Below are 21,375 nucleotides of genomic sequence, written 5' to 3' on the forward strand. Positions count from 1 at the left end.
GCCATCACGCGGGAAGGACGGTATGACAGGTCGCGCATTGGCCGAGCGGCGGCCCTGGCTGCTCGCCAGCCTGGTTTTCGGCATCAGTTACTGGTTCATCGCCGGCGGGCCGGTGCCGGGGCTGTACCAGATCGCGTGGAAGGGCGCGGGCGTGGGCCTGCTCGCGGTCTATGCCTGGCTGCACCACCCTTCGCGCGGGGCGCACCGGATCGCGCTGGTCATGGCGCTGGGCGCGCTGGGCGACATGGTGCTGGAAGTGGCGTTCACCGCCGGCGCGGCGGCGTTCTTCACGGGCCACCTCGTCGCCATCGCGCTCTACCTGCGGCACGGGCGGGGCAGGGCGGTGCGTCCGCTGGACAAGGGCATCGCGATCGCGCTGGTCGTCGGCGTGCCGGTGCTGGCCTGGCTGCTGCCGACGGATCGGGCGATGGCGATGCAGGTAGGGCTCTATGCCCTGCCGCTGGGCGGGATGGCGGCGGCGGCGTGGCTCAGCGCCTTTCCGCGCGGACGGGTGGGCGCGGGCGCGCTGCTGTTCGTGGCTTCGGACCTGCTGATCTTCGCGCGCATGGGGCCGCTCGCCACCAGCGCGCTGCCGCACCTGCTGATCTGGCCGCTCTATTACTTCGGCCAGTTCCTGATCTGCACCGGCGTGATCGCCACGCTACGCCGCGAAGGGGAGTTCAGCGCGGAGTAGTGCTCCTCTCCACGCCCCGCTCATCTAGCCCCGCTCATCCTGAGCCTGTCGAAGGATGCGCGCCGCCATTGGCCCCGCGCCCCGGCAGTGTGAGTGGCCAAAGATCTCCCCGTGGCCTTCGACAAGCTCAGGCCGAGCGGATGTAGCGGAGTGGGGTAGCAAGTGACCGCTGGCGATGGGCGAAGCGTTTATCCCGCCACCGGCAGGGCGATCGTGCCGTCCGGGTGATGCCGCAGCGGACCATAGGCGATCACCGCGTCCAGCGGCAGGCCGGTGCCGTAAATGTGCGGGAACAATTGCCCCCCGCGCGAAGGTTCCCACTTCACCGCATCGCCCAGCGCGTCCAGATCGACCGTGACGATGTGCAGGTCGGTCTGCCCGGCGAAGTGCTTGCCGATCGTTTCGGCAAGCTGCCCGGCGGTGGAGAGGTGGATATAGCCGTCGGCCAGATCGACCGGCGCACCGGCGAAGCGGCCGCTATCGGCCAGCTCCGCCATCTGCGGCGCGGTCAGCACCTTGTAGGCGACGGCAGGGGTCATGCCTCGGACGGCGCCTCGCCATCGGCCGCACCTTCCGGCACTTCGCCTTCGCTGCCCTCTTCCTCGGCCAGACGCACCGCGCTGACCACATGCTCGTCATCGGCGACGTGGAACAGCCGCACGCCCGCGCTGCCGCGCCCGATCACGCGCAGCGAATCGAGCGGAAGGCGGATCAGCTTGGCCTGATCGGTCACGAGCATCAGCTGGTCGGCCTGCACCGCCGGGAAGCTCGCCACCACCGGGCCGTTGCGGCCGATGTTGTCGATATTGGTGATGCCCTGGCCGCCGCGGCCGGTGCGCCGGTATTCGTAGGCGGACGAAAGCTTGCCATAGCCGTTGGCGCAGACGGTGAGGATGAACTGCTCCTTCTCGGCCAGCTCGGCGTAGCGCTCCGCCGCCATCTGCGGTTCGCCTTCCTTCTCCGCCTTCCACGGGGCGAAGCGGAGATAGTCCTCGCGCTCGTCCTGATCCTTCACGCCGACGCGGTGGAGGATGGACAGCGAGATGACCTCGTCGCCTTCTTTCAGCGACATGCCGCGCACGCCGGTGGACGTGCGGCTCTGGAATTCGCGCACATCGTCCGCCGGGAAGCGGATGGCCTTGCCCTGCCGGCTGGCCAGCAGCACGTCATCGCCTTCGGACAACAGGGCCACGCCGATCAGGCGATCCTCGCTCTCTTCCTCGAACTTCATCGCGTACTTCCCGTTCGACGGGATGTTGGCGAACAGATCCATGGCGTTGCGGCGCACGTTGCCTTTCGCCGTGGCGAACATGACGTGGAGCTTGCTCCATTCGCCTTCGTCCTCGGGCAGCGGCAGCACGGCGGCGATCGTTTCGCCCTGGTCAAGCGCGGGCAGCAGGTTGACCACCGGACGGCCGCGCGTGGCCGGGCCGCCTTCGGGCAGGCGCCACACCTTCAGGCGATAGACCTTGCCGGCGGTGGAGAAAAACAGAACGGGCGTGTGGGTGCTGGTGACGAACATGTTCGCCACGGCATCCTCTTCCTTCGTCGCCATGCCGGAGCGGCCCTTGCCACCCCGGTTCTGCGCGCGGAAGGTGGAGAGCGGTGTGCGCTTGATATAGCCATCGAGCGTGATCGTGACGACCATGTCCTCGCGCTCGATCAGGTCCTCGTCCTCGATCCCGTCCGCCGCCGGCGCGATCAGCGACACGCGCGGCGTGGCATAGGCATCGCGCACCTCGATCAGTTCCTGGCGCATCACGCCATAGAGCTTCACGCGGTCGGCCAGGATCGAGAGGAACTCCTCGATCGCCTTGGCCAGCACTTCCAATTCGTCGCCGATTTCGTCGCGGCCGAGCGCGGTCAGGCGGTGCAGGCGCAGATCGAGAATGGCGCGAACCTGCGTTTCCGACAGGCGATAGCTTTCGCCGCCGATGCTGGCATCATCCTCGATCGCTTCGACCAGCCGGATATAGGGCGCGATCTCGCCCATCGGCCATTCGCGGGCGAGCAGCGTTTCGCGCGCCAGCGCGGGATTGGCCGATCCCCGGATGATCCGCACGACTTCGTCGAGATTGGTGACCGCGATGACGAGGCCGAGCAGGATATGCGCCCGGTCCCGCGCCTTGTTCAGTTCGAACTTGGTGCGCCGCGTGATCACTTCCTCGCGGAAGCGAACGAAGGATTCGATGATGTCCTTCAGGCTGAGGATTTCCGGGCGGCCGCCACGGATCGCCAGCATGTTGGCCGGGAAGTTCGATTGCGCGGGCGTGTTGCGCCAGAGCTGGTTCAGCACCACTTCGGGAGTGGCGTCGCGCTTGAGGTCGATGACCACGCGCACGCCTTCGCGGTTGGATTCATCGCGGATGTCCGAGATGCCCTCGATCCGCTTGTCCTTGGCCGCTTCGGCGATCTTCTCGACCAGACCGGACTTGCCGACCTGATACGGGATCGAGGTGAGCACGATCGAGCGGCGGTCGCCCCGGCCTTCCTCGATCTTGTGGCAGGCGCGCATGATGATCGAGCCGCGGCCTTCGTGATAGGCCTTGCGCGCTCCGGCCGCGCCCAGGATCAGCGGCGCGGTTGGGAAGTCCGGCCCGGGAATGATCTCGATCAGTTCGTCGATCGTGATCAGCGGGTTGTCCATGTAGGCAAGGCAGCCGTCGATCACCTCGCCCAGGTTGTGCGGCGGAATGTTGGTCGCCATGCCGACCGCGATGCCGCCCGCGCCGTTGACCAGCAGGTTGGGGAAGCGCGCGGGCAGAACCGAGGGTTCCTGCCGCGACCCATCGTAGTTGTCGGTGAAATCGACGGTATCCTTGTCGAGATCGTCGAGCAGCGAATTGGCCACGCGCGCCAGCCGCGCCTCGGTGTAGCGCATCGAGGCCGGCGGATCGGGGTCCATCGAGCCGAAGTTGCCCTGGCCGTCGATCAGCGGCAGTCGCATCGACCAGTTCTGCGTCATGCGCGCGAGCGCATCATAGATCGCGCTGTCGCCGTGCGGGTGATAGTTGCCCATCACGTCGCCGACGATCTTGGCCGATTTGCGATAGGGCCGCCCGGCGACGAAGCCGCCTTCCTGGCTGGCGAAAAGAATGCGGCGGTGGACCGGCTTCAGGCCGTCGCGCACGTCGGGCAACGCACGGCTGACGATCACGCTCATCGCGTAATCGAGATAGCTGGTCTTCATTTCATCGACGATGTCGATCCGCTGGAATTCGGGTTCCGGCGCGGGGGCAGGGGGATCGATGATGGTGGTGTCGTCGCTCACGTCGGTGGCTATTTCGCTCTGGTTGTGGGAATTGATGACCGGCCCTAGGACAATCGGGCGGGAATGGCCAGCAACGCCGGGAATTTCGGGCCGTTACGGGGGTAGTTTTCCACACATGCGACAGGTTGACCGTGTTGCGGGACGAAGTGCCGTTCAATCGCGGTTCACTGCGCAAAAGGTATCGCCGGAGCGGTTGCAAAGGTCATGATTCCGCGCCACTAGCGGAGCCGGCCACAAGTCAACGAACGCCGGCCGGGGCAGGGTGCAAAAGCGATTTCACAACGCTTGCCTTCGGGTTTCCGGGTCGAACAGGAGAATGCATGATGCGGGTTTCTTTCGGGAAGTTTGCCAAGGGTGGTGCAGCCCGCATGGCGCTGGCGACCGCGCTGGCAACCGGCCTTGTCGCGGGTGGAGCGACGCTGGGCGCGACAGCCGCCGTCGCCAAGGAAAAGGAAGCGGCCAAGGCCGGCGCCTTCTCCAAGGAATTCGTCGCCGTCGCCGGGCCTTTGCAGAAGGCTCTGGGCGATGCGGCCGCCGCCAAGGCGAAGGGCGCTTCGGACGCCGATATCAAGACGCAGCTTGCCGGCGCTCCGGCGCAGCTGGCAGCCGCCGAAGCCGCGATCAAGAACCCCACCGACCGGATGACGGCCGGCCAGTTCGCGGTGAACCTCGGCGGCATGCTGGGCGACATCGGGATGCGCGAGCGCGGCATCAAGAACATGCTCGACAGCGGGCTGGTGCCCGCCGACAAGGTCAGCGAATACCAGTTCTATCTCGGCAACTTCGCCTATACACAGAAGGACTGGCCGGTCGCTGTCGATGCACTGACCAAGGTCGTGCAGGCGAACTACAGCGAGGACACGGCGGCGGAGCTGCTGGCTGATGCCTACGTGCAGCAGGGCAAGTCGGCGGAAGGCCTTCAGGCGCTCAAGCTCGCCGTCGACACGCGCAAGGCCGCCGGTGGCACCGTTCCCGCCGACTGGTTCAAGCGCGCCAACCTGATCGCCTACAAGGCGAAGCTGGGGCCACAGGCGATCGAATGGTCGACGATGATGGTCGCAAACGATCCCTCGCCGATCAACTGGCTGGGAGCCGGCCAGCTGACCCGTGAATTCGGTACGTTCACCAATCAGGAATCGCTCGATCTGGGCCGCCTGATGATGCGTTCGGGGGCGTTCCAGAGCGATCCCAAGTATCTCGAACGCGAATACGTCGAATATATCGAGGCCGCTGACCCGCGTCGTCTGCCGGGCGAAGTTCTGAAGGTAGCGGAAGCCGGCGTCGCCGCCGGCGTGCTGCGCGCGAACGACCAGTTCGTGGCGGACGCGATCTCGCAGGCCAAGGGCCGCATCGCGGCGGACAAGGCCTCGCTGCCCGGCCTGGAGCGCGATGCCCGCGCCGGCGCCGATGGCAAGGGTGCGCTGGCAACGGCCGACGCCTACCTGTCCTATGGCGATGCCGCCAAGGCAGAGGATCTCTACAAGCTGGCGATCCAGAAGGGCAACATCGACAAGGATCGCGCGCTGACCCGCCTGGGCATCGCCCAGTGCGATGAAGGCAAGTACGAGGAAGCCAAGGCCACCTTCGCCCAGATCACCGGTGCCGTCCGCGCGCCGCTGGCCAAGCTGTGGACGGTTTACGCGACCACCAAGGCCGCCAAGTAACCGCTGGCGCCAGATGATATGAAAAAAGGGGGCGGCCACTACGGTGGTCGCCCCCTTTTTTGCGTCCTTCACCCGGACAGGGGTTTACCCGACGGGATGGAAATCGCCGCTGGCTTCATCCAGCAGGTGAAGAACGCCGTCTGAAATCGCGAAGAAGGCGCCGCGCAGGATGAGTTCGCCCCTGGCCTCCTTGCGCTGGATGCACGGGAAGGTGCGCAGATTCTTGAGGCTGGCCTTGACGCCGGCCTGCTCCATCGCACGCTCGGCCGTGCGCCCGGTCGTGCCGTGCGCCTCGGCCACGGGCTCGCGCGCCTCGTCCAGCAGGGCGATCCAGTCGGCGATGAAGCCGCCTTCGCCCGGTTCTGTTCCGCGCAGTTCCTGCGTCAGCGCGGCCTTGCAGCCGCCGCACATGCCGTGGCCCATGACCACGACTTCCTTCACCTTCAGTACCTGCACCGCGAATTCCAGCGCGGCGGACACGCCGTGATGGCCGGGGGAAGTTTCGAACGGCGGCACCATCGCCGCCACGTTGCGCACCACGAACATCTCGCCGGGGTCCGTATCGAAGATCTGCGCGGGATCGACGCGGCTGTCGGAGCAGGCGATGATCATCACGCGGGGCTCCTGCCCTTCGCTCAGCTGCTGCCAGCGTTCGAGGCGAGGCGTCCATCCATGGTCACGGAAACGGCGATAGCCGGCGATGAGCTTGTCCAGCTCTGGCGATGAATCGTCTGACATGATGAAGGCTAATGCGCGGGTCGATTGCCACTTTCAAGTGCCCGAAGATGCGCCTATCTGGACGCCATGAACGATCTAGCCTCATCGCCTCGCCCGGAACGCCAGCGTAAGCCGGACTGGATCCGCGTGAAAGCGCCGACCAGCCGCGGTTACGGCGAAACGCGCCAGCTGATGCGCGACCTTCGGCTGAACACCGTTTGCGAGGAAGCGGCCTGTCCGAACATCGGCGAATGCTGGACCAAGAAGCACGCGACCGTGATGATCCTGGGCGACGTCTGCACGCGCGCCTGCGCGTTCTGCAACGTCAAGACGGGCATGCCGCGGGCCGTCGATCCGCTTGAGCCGGATCACGTGGCCGAAGCGGCCGCGAAGATGGGGCTGGAACATATCGTCATCACCTCGGTCGATCGCGACGACCTGCCCGATGGCGGCGCTTCGCAGTTCGTCAAGGTGATCGAGGCGCTGCGTCGCGCCACGCCGAAGACGACCATCGAAATCCTGACGCCCGATTTCCGCAACAAGATGGAAAGCGCGGTGGAATCGATCGTCGCGGCCGGGCCGGACGTGTACAACCACAACCTTGAAACCGTGCCCCGGCTCTATCCCACGATCCGGCCCGGCGCCCGTTATTACGCTTCGCTGCGTCTGCTGGAGCACGTGAAGCGGCTCGATCCGCGCATCTTCACCAAGTCGGGCATCATGCTGGGGCTGGGCGAGGAGCGCCTCGAGGTCCATCAGGTGATGGACGACATGCGTTCGGCGCAGATCGACTTCCTGACGATGGGGCAGTACCTCCAGCCCACTCCCCGCCATGCCAGCGTGGCCGAGTTCGTGACGCCCAAGGCATTCGAGGCCTATGGCGCGATCGCGCGGGCCAAGGGCTTCCTGCAGGTCGCCGCCAGTCCGCTGACCCGGTCCAGCTATCACGCCGGTGACGATTTCCGCGAAATGCGCGCCACCCGTGAAGCGCAATTGGCGAAGGCCGCGCAGAAGGCCGCAGCGCAGGGCTGATCGGGCGTGCCGCATATCGCCGAGAAGCGGCGCCTGCCCTGGTCGCCCGAACAGATGTTCGATCTGGTGGCGGACGTGCGCCGCTATCCCGAATTCCTGCCATGGGTCGTCGCCACGCGCATCCGTTCGGAAAACGAGTCGGAAATGATCGCGGACATGCTGGTGGGCTTCAGCGCGCTGAAGGAGAAGTTCACCTCGCGCGTGCGGTTCGATCGGCCGCGGGGAATCGTCGTCGAATACCTCGACGGCCCGTTGCGCAAGCTGGAGAACAACTGGGCCTTCGCGCCGGATGGGGAAGGGGGCTGCATCGTCGATTTCCAGGTCGACTTCGCGTTCCGCAACGTCATTTTCGAAAAGCTTGCCGGGCAGTACCTCGACAGCGCCTTCCGCAAGATGGTGGCCGCGTTCGAGACGCGGGCGGAAGCGCTTTACGGCAGCAGCAGGTCCAGCGCGACCAGCGTTGCCTGACGGCGCACGTTCGCGCGCGTCTTCGCGTCCTCGAAGAACTTCATCTCGGCATTGACCGCTTCCGGGTCCTCGCCGCGTTCGGCCTTGGCGAAAACGACCGTCCCCACCGGCTTCTGCGGCGATCCCCCGTCCGGCCCGGCAACGCCGGTGATCGCCACCGCCACGTCCGCGCCGGAATGCTTGAGCGCTCCCTGTGCCATCGACCAGGCCACGGCGACCGAGACCGCGCCGAACGTGTCGATCACGTCCATGGCCACGCCCAGCATCTCGTTCTTGGCTTCGTTGGAATAGGTCACGAAACCGCGATCGAGCACGGCCGAACTGCCGGCGATTTCGGTCAGCGCGGCAGCGACTAGCCCGCCGGTGCAGCTTTCGGCCACGGCCACCTTGCGGCCCGCAGCCAGATTGGTCTCGATCACGCGGCGCGCCAGATCGGCGATGTCGGCGGGAAGCAGATTGTCCATGAAATCAGGCTTTCGGTGTCAATTCTGCGCGGGGCAGATCAACAGCTTGGGAGTCTTGCCGGGCTTGGGCTTGTCCGCGACAGACAGGATGAAGGTGATCAGTTCGGCGGTGTTTTCCGGCGGCAGCGGCGCCAGCAGGCGGGCACCGCGTTCGATGGCGACGCATTGATCCGGCTTGATCCCGCTGCCGACCAACTGGCCGACCATGCCTTCCGCAAAGGGCTGAAGCGCCTCGTCAGGCATCTTGGCGAGAAGATCGCGCGTCTGGGCATCGCCCTTGTCCCCACCCAGCTTGAACAGGGCGGCTTTGGCCGTGGGCCAGGCGGCGGCCTTGCCCGCCGCATAGCGGGCCACAAGCGACCGGCCCTGCGTGGCGAAATAGCCGTTGGGGGAAAGCTGAGGCTGGCAGGTGGTGATCGCGCTGTTCATCACGGTCGGCAGCGCGAACGTGACAAGGCCCGTCACTTCCCGTTCGGTCAGGCAATTCTGCGCCAGAGCGGCCTGCGACTGGAGAACAAGCGCGGCACCCGCGACCAGCGTCGCGGCGATTCTGGTGGAAGAACTGACAGGACGCATGGCGTTTCCTTTCACTGGACCGGAACGACGGTGGCGACGGCTTGTGCGGCGATGCCTTCACCCCGTCCGGTCATGCCAAGCCGTTCGGTGGTCGTGGCCTTCACGCTCACCCGGCCAATGTCAATTGCAAGAATCTCCGCCAGCCTTGCGCGCATCGTCGCCTTGTGCGGGCCGATTTTGGGGGCCTCGCAGATGATCGTGACGTCAACATGCGCGATGGCGTGGCCGGATTGCGCGACAAGCTCGGCCGCGTGCGCCAGGAACCGGTCGGAAGAGGCGCCTTTCCAGCGGGCATCGGACGGCGGAAAATGGTCGCCGATGTCGCCGGCGGCGATGCTGCCAAGCAGCGCATCCACCAGCGCATGGATCGCCACATCGGCATCGCTGTGCCCGGACAGGCCGTGGGTGTGATCGATGCGCAGCCCGCATAGCCACAGTTCCTCGCCGGGGACGAGGCGATGGACGTCAAAGCCCGATCCGGTGCGGGGAAAAGGAATCGTCACCGCGTTCTCCTGAAGGTCACTCTCTCGCAGGTCACTGGCGAATGTGACCTTGCGCAGCCTTTCCTCACCCTGAACCAGCGCGACCGCGTGCCCGGCGGCGACGGCGACCTGCGCGTCATCACCCGCTTCGGCTTCGCCCTGCCAGGCACGGTGCGCGGCTAGGATCACCGGATAGCGGAACGCCTGGGGCGTCTGCACTCTATAAAGCCCTTCGCGCCGCGCCGGTTCCAGCATCATGCCGTCTCCGCCGCGCACGAGGCTGTCGACGACAGGAAGGACCGGAATGGCCGCTTCGTGCCGGGTCAGCGCTTCCACCAGCGCCGCGATCACGCTTTCCGGCAGATCGGGCCGGGCTGCATCGTGGATCAGCACCAGGTCGGGGGCGTCGGCTTCGAGCGCTTCCAGCGCGGCGCGCACCGAAAGCTGGCGTGTGGCGCCACCCGCCACAAGGCGGACATCGGAAATCCCGGCGAGCGACTCCTCGGCGGTTGCGCGCCAGTTCTCCGGAATGGCGACGACGATGGGAGCGATGCCTGCGTCCGCCATCCGCTTCACCGAATGGCGGACAAGCGGTGCGCCGCGCCACTGGGCGAACTGCTTGGGGACGGAGCCACCGGCGCGCAGACCTTGGCCAGCCGCGACGACAACGGCCGCGACTCGCTTGCCGGCCGGATCGGGAAACGTGTGGTTCATGCGGGCGCGCCTCTATCAGCCTTGCCGTGCGCCCCGCAATGGACTAAGCGCTGCCTGTTTTTTAGGCAGATTTGTACATACGATGAGCACGCTCCCGCATCCTCCGCGCCTCGCACCGCTTCAGGTCGGGCCGGTGCGTATCGATTGTCCGGTGATCCTCGCCCCGATGACCGGGGTTACGGACATGCCCTTTCGCACGCTCGTGCGGCGCTTCGGATCGGGCCTTAACGTTACCGAGATGATCGCCAGCCCGGCGATGATCCGCGAGACCCGCCAATCGCTTCAGAAGGCCGCCTGGGATGCCGTGGAGGAGCCGGTTTCGCTCCAGCTGGCCGGTTGCAACCCGGTCGAGATGGCGGAAGCGGCGAAACTGAACGCCGATCGTGGCGCCGCGATCATCGACATCAACATGGGCTGCCCGGTGAAGAAGGTGGTCAACGGCGATGCCGGATCGGCTCTGATGCGCGATCTGCCGCTGGCCGCTTCGCTGATAGAGGCGACGGTGAAGGCGGTGGACGTGCCCGTTACCGTCAAGATGCGCATGGGCTGGGATCACAACGCGCTGAACGCGCCCGAACTGGCCCGGATCGCCGAGGATCTCGGCGCCAAGCTGATCACCGTTCACGGCCGCACGCGCAACCAGATGTACAAGGGCAGCGCGGACTGGGCCTTTGTGCGCAAGGTCAAAGAAGCGGTATCGCTGCCGGTCATCGTCAACGGCGACATCTGCGGCATCGAGGACGTGGCCACCGCGCTGGAACAGAGCGGCGCCGATGGCGTGATGATCGGGCGCGGCGCCTATGGCAAGCCGTGGCTGCTGGGGCAGATGATGCACTGGCTCCAGACCGGCCAGTTGCGGGCCGATCCATCGATCGACGAACAGTATCGGCTGATCGTGGAACACTACCAGGCCATGCTCGAGCACTACGGCGCGGAAACCGGCGTGAAAATGGCGCGCAAGCATCTTGGCTGGTACACCAAGGGGCTGCCCGGATCGGCCGAATTCCGCAACCGGGTGAACTTCATCGATGACCCGCGCGAAGTGCTCGATAGCCTGGCACGCTTCTACGCGCCCGCGGAGCATCGCGCGGCGGCATGACCGGGGCGGCGGACTGGCGCCTGCCCGACGCGGCCAGGCCGGATGCCAAGCGCCTGATCGGCAGCATGCCGATGGCGGTTCTGCTGATCGCGCCCGACCTGTCGATCGTCTCCGCCAACCCGGCCGCCGAACAGTTGACGGGGCAGGGAGCGAGCCGCCTCGTGGGGCGCCGCGTGTCGAGCCTGTTCGAGTTCGACGAACCACTGATCATGAACCGTCTCACGGAAGGCGAGGCGCAGCTTTCCGCGCGCGACGCGCAAGTTCGGATCAACAACCAGCCCGCGCGCAGGCTTGACGTCATGACCGCGCCGGTGGCGCATACCCCGGGCTGGCAATTGCTCGTGCTGCACGAACCCATCGGGGTCGAGGCGCTGGGCGGCAGCGTGGGCGGGGCAAGCGATCAGGGCGGGGTAACGCTGCGCGCGCCCGAAGTCTTGGCGCACGAGATCAAGAATCCGCTCGCGGGAATCAGGGGGGCGGCCCAGCTTCTCAATCGCAAACTGGAAGGAAGCGACCGGGCGCTGACGGAATTGATCACCTCGGAAGTCGACCGCATTGCGAAACTGATCGACCAGATGCAGTCGCTTTCTCGGCGCAGCCAGGAACCGGCGGTGCCGTGCAATCTGCATGAAGCGGTGCGGCGCGCGCAGGCGGTTATCGCGGCAAGCGACCCGGGCCGGGTGGTGATCGAAGAGGAGTTCGACCCGTCGCTGCCGCCGATCATGGCCAATCCCGACGCTCTGGTGCAGGTCCTGCTGAATCTTCTGACCAACGCGCGTGAGGCGTGCGAAGGGCAGACGGACCGCCGCATCGCGGTGCGCACGCGCTTCGCCAGCGGTATCCAGTTGCACACGGGGCCGGAAGGCAAACCCTTGCGCCTGCCGATCGAACTTCGCGTGAGCGATAACGGGCCTGGCATAGACCCCGCGCTGCGCGACCATATTTTCGAGCCGTTCGTCACCGCCAAGAAGCAGGGGCAGGGGCTGGGACTGGCGCTGGTGCAGAAGCTGGTGCGTGAAATGAACGGGCGGATCAGCCATGATCGGGACGAGGCACGGGGCTGGACGCATTTCCGCCTGCATCTGCCGGTGGCGGGAACGGTGAGAGGACAGGCATGAAGAAGTACGTCCTGCTGGTGGAGGACGACGCCTCGATCGCCCTGGTCATCACCGCGGCGCTGGAAGCGGAGGGCTTCCTCGTCGACCGCTGCGACAGCATCGCCGAACGCGACCGGCTGCTGGCCGGCCAGCGCTATGGGCTGATGCTGACCGACGTGATGCTGACCGATGGCGACGGCATCGAAACGCTGGGACGCGTGCGGCAGGGCTATCCGCGGCTGCCGATCATCATCCTGTCCGCCCAGAACACGCTGGATACCGCCGTGCGTGCCAGTGATACCGGCGCCTTCGAATATTTCCCGAAGCCTTTCGATCTTGAGGAACTTGTCCGCACCGTGCGCCAGGCTTTTGCCTCGGCGGCGACCACGGAAACCGAGAACGAGCACGAAGACGTGCCACAGGCGCTGCCGCTGGTCGGGCGCAGCCAGGCCATGCAGGCGGTCTATCGCATGATCACGCGCGTCCTGCGCAACGATCTTACCGTCCTGATCCTGGGTGAGTCCGGAACGGGCAAGGAACTGGTCGCCGAAGCGGTCCATCAACTTGGCAATCGCTCCGCCGGGCCGTTCGTGGCGGTGAACACCGCGGCCATTCCCGGAGAACTGATCGAAAGCGAACTGTTCGGCCACGAAAAAGGCGCGTTCACAGGCGCGGTGGCGCGCCATGTCGGCAAGTTCGAGCAGGCGAGCGGCGGCACGCTGTTCCTCGACGAAATCGGCGACATGCCGATGCAGGCGCAGACCAGGTTGCTGCGCGCGCTCCAGTCCGGGCGGATCCGCCGCGTCGGCGGGCGTGACGAAATCACGCTGGATTGCCGTATCATCGCGGCCACCAACAAGGATCTGCTGCCGATGATCGCGGCCGGGCAGTTCCGCGAAGATCTGTACTACCGCCTTGCGGTCGTGCCGATCGAATTGCCCCCCTTGCGCGATCGGGCGGACGATATCGAGGCGTTGTCGCGGCATTTCCTGTTCCAGGCCGCGTCCGAAGGGCTGCCGCGCCGCCAGCTTTCGCCCGGCGGCGTGGCCTTGCTCGCCCAGCAACCGTGGCGCGGCAACGTGCGTGAACTGCGCAACTTCATCTATCGCCTCGCGCTGCTGGCGCGCGACGAAGTGATTGACGCCAGCGCGATCGAGCCCCTGCTGATCCAGGACGGTCCGGCATCCCCTCGGCCAGTCGAAGACATCGGCGCGCACGCCACGGCCAGCGGCGGCACGACGGGTGAGGGCGGGGCGACCGATTTCGCCTCCGCGCTGGCGCACTGGTTGGAGCAGGCGCGTCCCGCAGCTGGTGCTCTCTATGATGAGGCGCTGGCCGCCTTCGAAAAGCCGCTGTTCCTTCATGCCTTGTCGCAGACCGGCGGAAACCAGCTGCGCGCGGCCCACTTGCTGGGGATCAATCGCAACACCTTGCGCAAACGTCTGGCCGAACTGGGCATCCATCCCGACGAGGCGATCCAGCGCGTCTGATTTCCGGATCGTTCCACTTCCGGCCGAACGGCAGAATTTACTTGCGCTTGTGCAACAGCGGTGTTGTATATGAGCAACTATGGTTGGTGAAGGCAAAGCTGGCGTGAACCGCTCGCCGCGCTGGTGGCGGCGCTTGCTGATCGGCCTGCGGCGCGCCAACGTGTTCTTTCTGTTGGAACTCGTCGCCACGACCGCGCTTGTCGCCATGCTGGCGGTAAGCTGGATGGCGGTCAGCGCCAATACTGCCAGCAACCAGTTGCTGCCTTCGCGGCTGACGTCCACGCTGCTGATCGGCACGCTGGTTCCGGCCATGGCGCTGATCGTGCTTGTGGGCCGGCGGATCGCGCTGCGCCGTGCCAAACAGAGTGGTCTGGGCGCCAGTGGGCGCCTGCACGTCCGCCTTGTCTGGCTGTTTTCGCTGATCGCCGCGATCCCGACCCTGCTGGTGGTGATCTTCGCCTCGCTGCTGTTCCAGTCGGGCGTGGAGTTCTGGTTTTCCGACAACTCGCGCGGAATGCTGGAGAACGCCAACAGTCTGGCGCGCGGATACTACGCGGACAAGCTGCGCGATGTCGGCAACGAAAGCGTAGCCATGGCCAGCGATATGCGCGCCTATCTGAACCAGACGCCGATCACCAGCCAGGACTTTGCCGAGGGGTATTCGTGGCAGGTGATAAGCCGCAAGCTGAACGAATCCGCGCTGATCGAAAAGGGACCGGACGGCAATTTGCGCACCGCCGCCATTGTCGATCCCAACAGCGACGAGAGCCGCGAGCGGATCACGCCCGACGATATGAAACGGCTCAATGCGGGCGAAGCCGTGGTGGTCAAGGCTTCCGCCCAGCGGATCGAGGCGATCTCCACGGTCGATCCCGTGCGGGGCATTTATCTTTATGTCGCGCGCAATTCCGATACCTTGGCGCTCAACCAATGGGCGCGCGCGCAGAGCGTGCTCAAGGCCTATGACATTCTCAGCGGCCGCGCGCGCGCGCTGCAGTTGCGATTCAACCTCGCGCTGCTCACGATCAGCCTGGCGCTCGTGGGGCTGGCGGTGTGGGTGGCGCTGCGCTTCGCCGACCGGCAGGTTTCTCCGCTGGTGGAACTGGTGTCCGCCGCGCGGACGGTGGGTAGCGGCAATTTCTCCATGCGCGTGGCGCATCGCGGTGGCACCGACGAAATCGCGCTGCTTGCGCGCGCGTTCAACCGCATGACCGCGCAACTTGAAGGACAGACGCAGGCGCTGGTCAGCGCCAACAGCCAGCTCGAGGTGCGCCGCGCCTTCATCGAGGCGGTGCTGGAATCAATTACCGCCGGCATTATTTCGGTCGGACCTGACGGGACCATCCAGCTCGTGAACAGTTCGGCGCAAAAGCTCCTGCAGGCGGCGGGCGCGCCCGATCTGCTCGGCCGCCCGCTGGACCGGATCGCCCCGCAGTTCTCCCAGCTTGCCGCCAGCGGCCAGCACGGTGGCATCGTTCAGTATGCCAAGGGCGGCGATCTGCTGACGCTGGCAGTGAAAATCACCGCCGATCGCAACGGCCACGTCATCACCTTCGAGGACATCACCCGCCAGTTGCTGGACCAGCGGCGCGCGGCCTGGTCCGACGTGGCGCGCCGGATCGCGCACGAGATCAAGAACCCGCTGACGCCGATCCAGCTTGCCACCGAACGCCTGCGCCGCCGCTATGGAAGGCAAATCACCACCGACCCGGAGCTGTTCGAGGAACTGACCAGCACCATCATCCGGCAAGTGGGCGATCTGCGGAAGATGGTCGACGAATTCTCGTCGTTCGCGCGGTTGCCCAAGCCCGTGTTCAGGGCCGAGGATGCGAGCGATCTCGTGCGGCAGGCGCTGTTCCTTCAGGAAGTGGCGCATACCGAGATCACCTATAGCTTCAGTTCCGACGGGGATTCGGCCGCTATCCAGTGCGATCGGCACCAGTTCGGCCAGGCGATGACCAACGTGCTCAAGAACGCGGCGGAAGCGATCGACAGCCGGGCGCGCAAGGAGGATGTCGATTTCAGGGGGCGCATCGCCGTGCACCTGGCCAGCACCGATACCGCCGTTACCGTCACCGTCACCGACAACGGGATCGGCCTTCCGGCGGAGCGCGAGCGCATCCTGGAACCGTATATGACCACGCGCGAGAAGGGCACCGGTCTGGGGCTCGCCATCGTGAACAAGATCGTCGAGGAACACGGCGGGGAAATGACGTTCTCATCGGCGGATGAAGGTGGCACGTGCGTCTCCATGCGCTTCGCGCGCGAGCCGCAATCCGAAGCGGCGGCGGCACCGGAACCACCTGGCGTCGTCACGGTCTCCTGAACCGGCGCGTGAAATCAAGATTTACGGAACCTGCTCGATTTACGGAACCCGCACATGGCACTCGATATCCTGATCGTTGACGATGAACGCGATATTCGCGAACTCGTCGCGGGCGTCCTCAGCGACGAAGGCTATGGCTGCCGTCTTGCCGCCGACAGCACCGCCGCGCTGGCGGCGATCGACGAGCGCCGGCCCAGCCTCGTCCTGCTCGACGTATGGCTTCACGGCAGCCCGATGGACGGGCTGGAAGTGCTGGACGAGATCAAGAAGCGCGAGCCGGAACTGCCGGTGATCATCTTTTCCGGTCATGGCGGCATCGATACCGCGGTATCCGCGATCAGCCGCGGCGCGATGGACTTCATCGAAAAGCCGTTCGAGGCGGAACGCCTGTTGTTGCTGGTCGAGCGCGCCACCGAGACCGAAAGACTCCGTCGCGAGAACGCGCGGCTGCGCAGCGGCTTTGCCACCGCTGACGAGTTCACCGGCAACAGTTCCTCGATCAATGCGGTGCGCGCCACGCTGAAGCGCGTGGCCAACACCGGCAGCCGCCTGCTGATTTCAGGCCCGGCGGGATCGGGCAAGGAAGTGGCCGCGCGCCTTCTTCACAGCTGGAGCCCGCGCGCGCAAAGCGCGTTCGTCACGGTCAATTCCGCCCGGATCACGCCCGAACGGTTCGAACAGGAACTGTTCGGGGAAGAAGCCGATGGCAAGCTGGTTCGGGCCGGGCTGCTCGAAATGGCCGATGGTGGCACGCTGTTTCTCGATGAAGTCGCGGACATGCCGCCTTCCAGCCAGGCGCGCATCCTGCGCGTGCTGACGGAACAATCGTTCGTGCGCGTGGGCGGGCATCGCCAGATCCGCGTGGACGTGCGCGTGGTCTCGTCGTCGTCACGTCCGCTGGAAAAGGAAATCGCCGAACGACGCTTTCGCGAGGACCTTTACTACCGGCTCAATGTCGTGCCGGTGACGATTCCCTCGCTGGCGGAACGGCGCGACGATATTCCCGCGCTGGTGGACCATTTCTTCACCCGCTACGCCACCGAGCAGGGAATTACCCCGCCGGCCATATCGCCAGAGGCCATGGCCGCGCTGCAAAGCCACGACTGGCCCGGCAACGTGCGCGAACTGCGCAATGTCGTGGAACGGACCGTCATCCTGGCACCGCGCGACCGGTTGGGACGGATCGATTCCGACATGCTGCCGTCCGAAATCGTCAGCGGCCGCCTGGGGGCGGAAGCGGGTACGCCGGCGCTGATGGGCGTGCCGCTGCGCGAAGCGCGCGAGAACTTCGAGCGGGAATATCTCAAGGTCCAGATCCGGCGCTTTTCGGGCAATATCTCGAAAACCGCGAACTTCATCGGCATGGAGCGCTCGGCGCTGCACCGCAAGCTCAAGCTGCTGGGCATGGTCGACCGGCGCGAAGACGAAATCGACGACTGATTTCCGACGGCGAGGGGGCAATTGCGTTTTCTGTCGGAACTCTTGCGCATTTTCCAAGTTTACGCGCAAGGGTTCCCGCAATAAGAGAGTCATCGAAACCGGCTTGAACGGGTTCCGGCGACGGAGCTTCGAACACGCCAGATCGCGACGCCACAAAGGGCGCGCCAATACGAAGGAGTCACAAGAATGACCGGCAAGACACTTTCCGCACGTCCGCGCGCCAAGGCCGAAGCGGCTCCCGCGGCCGAAACGGCCCCCGCACCCCAGTCCGGCGCGCCGGCAGGCGGGGCCAAGGGCCAGAACCTTCAGGACCTTTTCCTGAACCACCTGCGCAAGAACAAGATCCCCGTCACCATGTTCCTGGTGAAGGGCGTGAAGCTGCAGGGCATCGTGACGTGGTTCGACAATTTCTCCATCCTGCTCCGCCGGGATGGGCAATCGCAGCTTGTCTACAAGCACGCGATTTCCACGATCATGCCGGGTCAGCAGCTTTCCGTGGCGCACTTCCAGGGCGCGAATGACGAAGGCGGCCGCAAGCGGCTGTTGCAGGAAGTGTTCCTGTCGAGCGTGCGCGATGCCGGCGTGCAGGTGACGATGTTCCTCGTCAACGGCGTGATGCTGCAGGGCAAGGTCGCGGCCTATGACCTGTTCTGCATGCTGCTGGAGCGCGAAGGCTACGTCCAGCTTGCCTACAAGCACGCGGTTTCCACCATCCAGCCCGCAGGCCATGTCGACCTGACCGGCGATTGGGACGGCGAAAGCGCCTGACCCGGTGGCTTCGGACGCGTCCTGATGAGTTCGTTCGAGTTCGGGAACCGCTCCGAAGAACAGCGCAATGAAGTGGCCCGCGGCGCCCGCGCGCTTGTCGTCCTGCCGGATATCCGGCAGCGCGGCGGCGGGCTGGGCGACGATACCGAGGCGCGCCTGGAAGAAGGGAAGGGGCTGGCCCTCGCGATCGGAATCGAGGTGGTCGACGCTTTCGTCCTGCCGATCCGCGCGGTGCGTCCCGCCACCCTGTTCGGCGAAGGGCAAGTGGAACGGATGGCGGTTGCCGCCAACCAGTCCGATGCCGAACTCGTCATCGTCGATGGCGCGCTTTCGGCGATCCAGCAGCGCAATCTCGAAGACAAGCTCAAGCGCAAGGTCATCGACCGCACCGGCCTGATCCTCGAGATCTTCGGCGAGCGTGCGGCGACTGCCGAAGGGCGCTTGCAGGTCGAACTCGCCCATCTCGATTACCAGGCGGGGCGGCTCGTGCGCAGCTGGACCCACCTTGAACGCCAGCGCGGCGGCTTCGGCTTCCTGGGCGGTCCGGGCGAGACCCAGATCGAGGCCGACCGGCGCCTGATCCGCAACCGCATGGCGCGCATCCGCCGCGAACTGGAGCAGGTCCGCCGCACGCGCGGGCTCCACCGTGACCGGCGCCAGCGCGCGCCCTGGCCGATCATCGCGCTGGTCGGCTACACCAACGCGGGCAAGTCCACGCTGTTCAACCGCCTGACCGGCGCCGGCGTCATGGCCGAAGACCTGCTGTTCGCCACGCTGGACCCCACGATGCGGGCGATCCGCCTGCCGGGCGTTGAAAAGGCGATCCTTTCCGATACCGTGGGTTTCATTTCCGATCTGCCGACCCAGCTTATCGCCGCTTTCCGCGCCACGCTGGAGGAAGTGACGGCGGCGGACGTCATCGTCCATGTCCGCGATATCGCCAACCCGGCCACGTCCGCGCAGAAGAAGCAGGTCGAGGAAGTCCTCGCCGATCTCGGCGTGATCGGGGAGGAGGGGGCCACCATTCCGATCATCGAGGCGTGGAACAAGTGGGACCTGCTCCCGGCCGACGAGCGCGCGATGCGGCTGGACCTGATCGCGGCCGACGTGCCAGACCGTCCGGTCGTGCCGATTTCCGCGATGACGGGCGAGGGTGTGGACGACCTGCTTGCGAGCCTGGGCACGATGCTGACCGGCGGCGCGACCGAGCTGGAACTCTCGATCCCGATGGGCGACGGCCAGAAGCTGGCGTGGCTCCATGCGCATGGCGAGGTTCTGTCGGAACGTGAAGTCGAAAGCGCAACCGGCGAACCGCAGGTGCGCCTGAAAGTGCGGCTGACGCCGCGCGAACTAGGGCGCTTCAACAGCCTCTGACGCCTTGACCGCCTGCCACAGCGCTTCCTGTTCATCCAGCGTCAGATCGGCAAAGCGCCCCCCCGCCATGGCTTCCATCGCCCGGAAGCGCCGCTCGAACTTTGCGTTGGCGGCCCGCAGCGCGTCTTCGGGCGCAATGCCGTGGCTTCTGACCACGTTGACGGCGGCGAACAGCAAATCCCCCGCTTCTTCCAGCCGTTCCGCATCGTTCCGCGCGGCTTCCAGTTCAGCGGCTTCCTCGGCCAGCTTGACTGCCGGCCCGACGGTGTCGGGCCAGTCGAAGCCTTGCCGCGCGGCCCGTTTCTGGAGCTTTTCCGCACGCATCAGCGCGGGCAGGGCAACGGCCACGCCGTCCATGGCGCTTTGTTCGCCCTTGGCGGCCCGTTCGCCCGCCTTGAGCGCTTCCCACCGGTCCTCGCGGGACTGGTCCGGATCGCCGTCCCCAGTGCTGGCATCGCCGAAGATATGCGGATGCCGTTTCTCCATCTTGTCCGAAATCGCGTTGGCGACGTCGGCGAAGGCGAACAGGCCGGCTTCCTCGGCCATGCGGCTGTGGAACACCACCTGGAACAGCAGATCGCCCAGTTCCTCGCGCAGCGCCGCCATGTCGCCGCGCGTGATCGCATCGGCCACTTCGTAGGCTTCCTCGATCGTGTAGGGGAAGATGGTGGCGAAAGTCTGCGCCCGGTCCCATTCGCACCCCGATTGCGGATCGCGCAACCGCGCCATGATCGCCAGAATGCGGGATATCGCGTCGGCGGGCAGGGGAGTGGATGCTGGCGTTGTCACGGGGAATCGTCCTGGCCGGGGAAGGGCAGTTTGTTCCCTATGCCAGCGCAACGGCGATGTCACCGGCGGCGCATCGATCATCGGATCTGGGGCGGAATGGAGCATTCTCGCCCACCGCTCCCTTGATCCGATCCGGCGCATGTGAAACCGTCGGGGAGCACTTCGGGAAAGGACGTTCGACCATGGCGGAACACGATCAGCAGCGGCGTATGGTTCTGGCGGGCATGGCGTCCATGGCCGTGGCACCCCTGTTCGGCGCAACCGCGCAGGCGCAGGTCCTCGGCAGCGGCCTGACCGGCATTCTCGGCAATGCCTCGGACAGCGCGCTCGACAAGCTGGCTCAGCCCGGCGCGTTCTACAACGATAGCGCGGTGCGCATCCTGCTGCCGCTGGTGGGCAATGCCGGCGGACTGGGCGGTGCGCTGGGATCGGTGTTGGGCGCCGGCGACCGGCTGGGGCTGACGGACGGCATCACCCGCAAGCTCAATGATGCGGCGGGCCTTGCCGCCAAGGAAGCCAAGCCGATCTTCCGCGCCGCGATCAGCCGCCTGTCGCTGAACGACGTTCCCGGCATCGTTTCGCAGAACGACGGGGCCAGCCAGTATCTGCGGCGCAGCGCCGGTGCCGAGCTGACCGGCAAGATGCGCCCGCTGATCAACGCCGCGCTCGGCAAGGTCGGCGCGTTCAACCAGCTCGATAGCCTGTCGCGCCGCTCCAGCCTGATTTCGGCCGCCGGCATCACGCGCGACAAGCTTGGCAATTCGGTGACCGATCAGGCGCTGAACGGCATCTTCAAGTACATCGGCAGCGAGGAAGGCCGGCTGCGCGCCAATCCCGCCGGAACCGCCGGTTCCTTGCTCAAGGGCATTCTCGGAAACTGAGGCACCGGGGGAAGCGATCGGCATCCCCC

General features: G+C 65.9%; 19 protein-coding genes. 12 read left to right on the forward strand and 7 right to left on the reverse strand.

Annotation, left to right across the window (positions count from 1 at the left end; all coding sequences use genetic code 11):
- Window positions 1–22: 22 nt before the first annotated feature.
- The gene (locus tag NMD1_RS16115; RefSeq protein ID WP_125955536.1) at window positions 23–694 is read left to right on the forward strand and encodes a lysoplasmalogenase family protein; all 672 of its coding nucleotides are present in this window, start codon (window positions 23–25) and stop codon (window positions 692–694) included.
- 188 nt (window positions 695–882) lie between these two features.
- On the opposite strand, the gene NMD1_RS16120 is transcribed toward NMD1_RS16115, so the two are convergent.
- Window positions 883–1,233 (reverse strand): DUF952 domain-containing protein, encoded by a 351-nt coding sequence (locus NMD1_RS16120; protein WP_125955539.1) that lies wholly within the window; start codon window positions 1,231–1,233, stop codon window positions 883–885.
- Window positions 1,230–3,965 (reverse strand): DNA gyrase subunit A, encoded by a 2,736-nt coding sequence (gyrA, locus tag NMD1_RS16125; protein WP_124807379.1) that lies wholly within the window; start codon window positions 3,963–3,965, stop codon window positions 1,230–1,232. The genes NMD1_RS16120 and gyrA overlap by 4 nt, the downstream gene beginning before the upstream one ends.
- Before the next feature lie 320 nt (window positions 3,966–4,285).
- Here gyrA and NMD1_RS16130 point away from each other — a divergent pair, with 320 nt between their 5' ends.
- Complete coding sequence (locus NMD1_RS16130; RefSeq protein ID WP_223806397.1) at window positions 4,286–5,629, forward strand: hypothetical protein; 1,344 nt, start codon at window positions 4,286–4,288, stop codon at window positions 5,627–5,629.
- 84 nt (window positions 5,630–5,713) lie between these two features.
- Here the strand turns inward: NMD1_RS16130 and NMD1_RS16135 are convergent, their stop codons facing one another.
- Window positions 5,714–6,367, reverse strand: a complete 654-nt coding sequence (locus NMD1_RS16135) for a carbonic anhydrase (protein WP_125955541.1) — start codon at window positions 6,365–6,367, stop codon at window positions 5,714–5,716.
- Window positions 6,368–6,433: 66 nt separating this feature from the next.
- Between NMD1_RS16135 and lipA the strand changes: the two genes are divergently transcribed.
- A complete protein-coding gene (gene lipA / locus NMD1_RS16140) occupies window positions 6,434–7,378 on the forward strand; it encodes a lipoyl synthase (RefSeq protein ID WP_124807377.1) in 945 nt (314 codons plus the stop codon).
- 6 nt (window positions 7,379–7,384) lie between these two features.
- Window positions 7,385–7,846: a type II toxin-antitoxin system RatA family toxin gene (locus NMD1_RS16145; RefSeq protein ID WP_124807376.1), complete on the forward strand. Its 462-nt coding sequence runs from the start codon at window positions 7,385–7,387 to the stop codon at window positions 7,844–7,846.
- Here the strand turns inward: NMD1_RS16145 and NMD1_RS16150 are convergent.
- From NMD1_RS16150 to NMD1_RS16160, 3 genes are read right to left on the reverse strand one after another with little or no spacing between them, the layout of a single operon-like run.
- Window positions 7,807–8,310, reverse strand: a complete 504-nt coding sequence (locus NMD1_RS16150; protein WP_125955543.1) for a CinA family protein — start codon at window positions 8,308–8,310, stop codon at window positions 7,807–7,809. The genes NMD1_RS16145 and NMD1_RS16150 overlap by 40 nt on opposite strands.
- A gap of 18 nt (window positions 8,311–8,328) precedes the next feature.
- Entirely contained in the window at window positions 8,329–8,886 is a 558-nt protein-coding gene (locus NMD1_RS16155) for a hypothetical protein (protein WP_125955546.1), read from the reverse strand.
- Between the two features lie 11 nt (window positions 8,887–8,897).
- On the reverse strand, window positions 8,898–10,082 hold the full coding sequence (locus tag NMD1_RS16160) for a bifunctional 2-C-methyl-D-erythritol 4-phosphate cytidylyltransferase/2-C-methyl-D-erythritol 2,4-cyclodiphosphate synthase (RefSeq protein ID WP_125955549.1): 1,185 nt from the start codon (window positions 10,080–10,082) through the stop codon (window positions 8,898–8,900).
- An 82-nt stretch (window positions 10,083–10,164) separates the two neighbouring features.
- On the opposite strand from NMD1_RS16160, the gene dusB reads away from it, so the two are divergent.
- The 7 genes from dusB to hflX all read left to right on the forward strand — a co-directional run bounded on the left by dusB (window position 10,165) and on the right by hflX (window position 19,676).
- Window positions 10,165–11,181, forward strand: coding sequence for a tRNA dihydrouridine synthase DusB (gene dusB, locus NMD1_RS16165; RefSeq protein WP_125955552.1), 1,017 nt, complete (start codon window positions 10,165–10,167; stop codon window positions 11,179–11,181).
- The gene (locus NMD1_RS16170; protein WP_124807371.1) at window positions 11,178–12,299 is read left to right on the forward strand and encodes a nitrogen regulation protein NR(II); all 1,122 of its coding nucleotides are present in this window, start codon (window positions 11,178–11,180) and stop codon (window positions 12,297–12,299) included. The genes dusB and NMD1_RS16170 overlap by 4 nt, the downstream gene beginning before the upstream one ends.
- Window positions 12,296–13,768, forward strand: a complete 1,473-nt coding sequence (locus NMD1_RS16175) for a sigma-54 dependent transcriptional regulator (RefSeq protein WP_125955555.1) — start codon at window positions 12,296–12,298, stop codon at window positions 13,766–13,768. The genes NMD1_RS16170 and NMD1_RS16175 overlap by 4 nt, the downstream gene beginning before the upstream one ends.
- Before the next feature lie 79 nt (window positions 13,769–13,847).
- Window positions 13,848–16,094: an ATP-binding protein gene (locus tag NMD1_RS16180; RefSeq protein ID WP_124807369.1), complete on the forward strand. Its 2,247-nt coding sequence runs from the start codon at window positions 13,848–13,850 to the stop codon at window positions 16,092–16,094.
- 54 nt (window positions 16,095–16,148) lie between these two features.
- Window positions 16,149–17,534: a sigma-54 dependent transcriptional regulator gene (locus tag NMD1_RS16185; protein WP_124807368.1), complete on the forward strand. Its 1,386-nt coding sequence runs from the start codon at window positions 16,149–16,151 to the stop codon at window positions 17,532–17,534.
- Window positions 17,535–17,720: 186 nt separating this feature from the next.
- Window positions 17,721–18,302 carry an RNA chaperone Hfq gene (hfq, locus tag NMD1_RS16190; protein WP_124807367.1) on the forward strand — a complete coding sequence of 194 codons (582 nt, stop codon included), beginning with the start codon at window positions 17,721–17,723 and terminating at the stop codon, window positions 18,300–18,302.
- Between the two features lie 24 nt (window positions 18,303–18,326).
- Entirely contained in the window at window positions 18,327–19,676 is a 1,350-nt protein-coding gene (hflX, locus tag NMD1_RS16195) for a GTPase HflX (RefSeq protein WP_125955558.1), read from the forward strand.
- Here the strand turns inward: hflX and mazG are convergent.
- A complete protein-coding gene (gene mazG / locus NMD1_RS16200; RefSeq protein ID WP_255352112.1) occupies window positions 19,653–20,465 on the reverse strand; it encodes a nucleoside triphosphate pyrophosphohydrolase in 813 nt (270 codons plus the stop codon). The two genes, hflX and mazG, sit on opposite strands and share 24 nt — an antisense overlap.
- 182 nt (window positions 20,466–20,647) lie before the next feature.
- Here mazG and NMD1_RS16205 point away from each other — a divergent pair, with 182 nt between their 5' ends.
- Entirely contained in the window at window positions 20,648–21,346 is a 699-nt protein-coding gene (locus NMD1_RS16205; protein WP_233497725.1) for a DUF4197 domain-containing protein, read from the forward strand.
- Window positions 21,347–21,375: the final 29 nt, after the last annotated feature.

The organism is Novosphingobium sp. MD-1, assembly GCF_001014975.1.
Lineage (GTDB): Bacteria > Pseudomonadota > Alphaproteobacteria > Sphingomonadales > Sphingomonadaceae > Novosphingobium.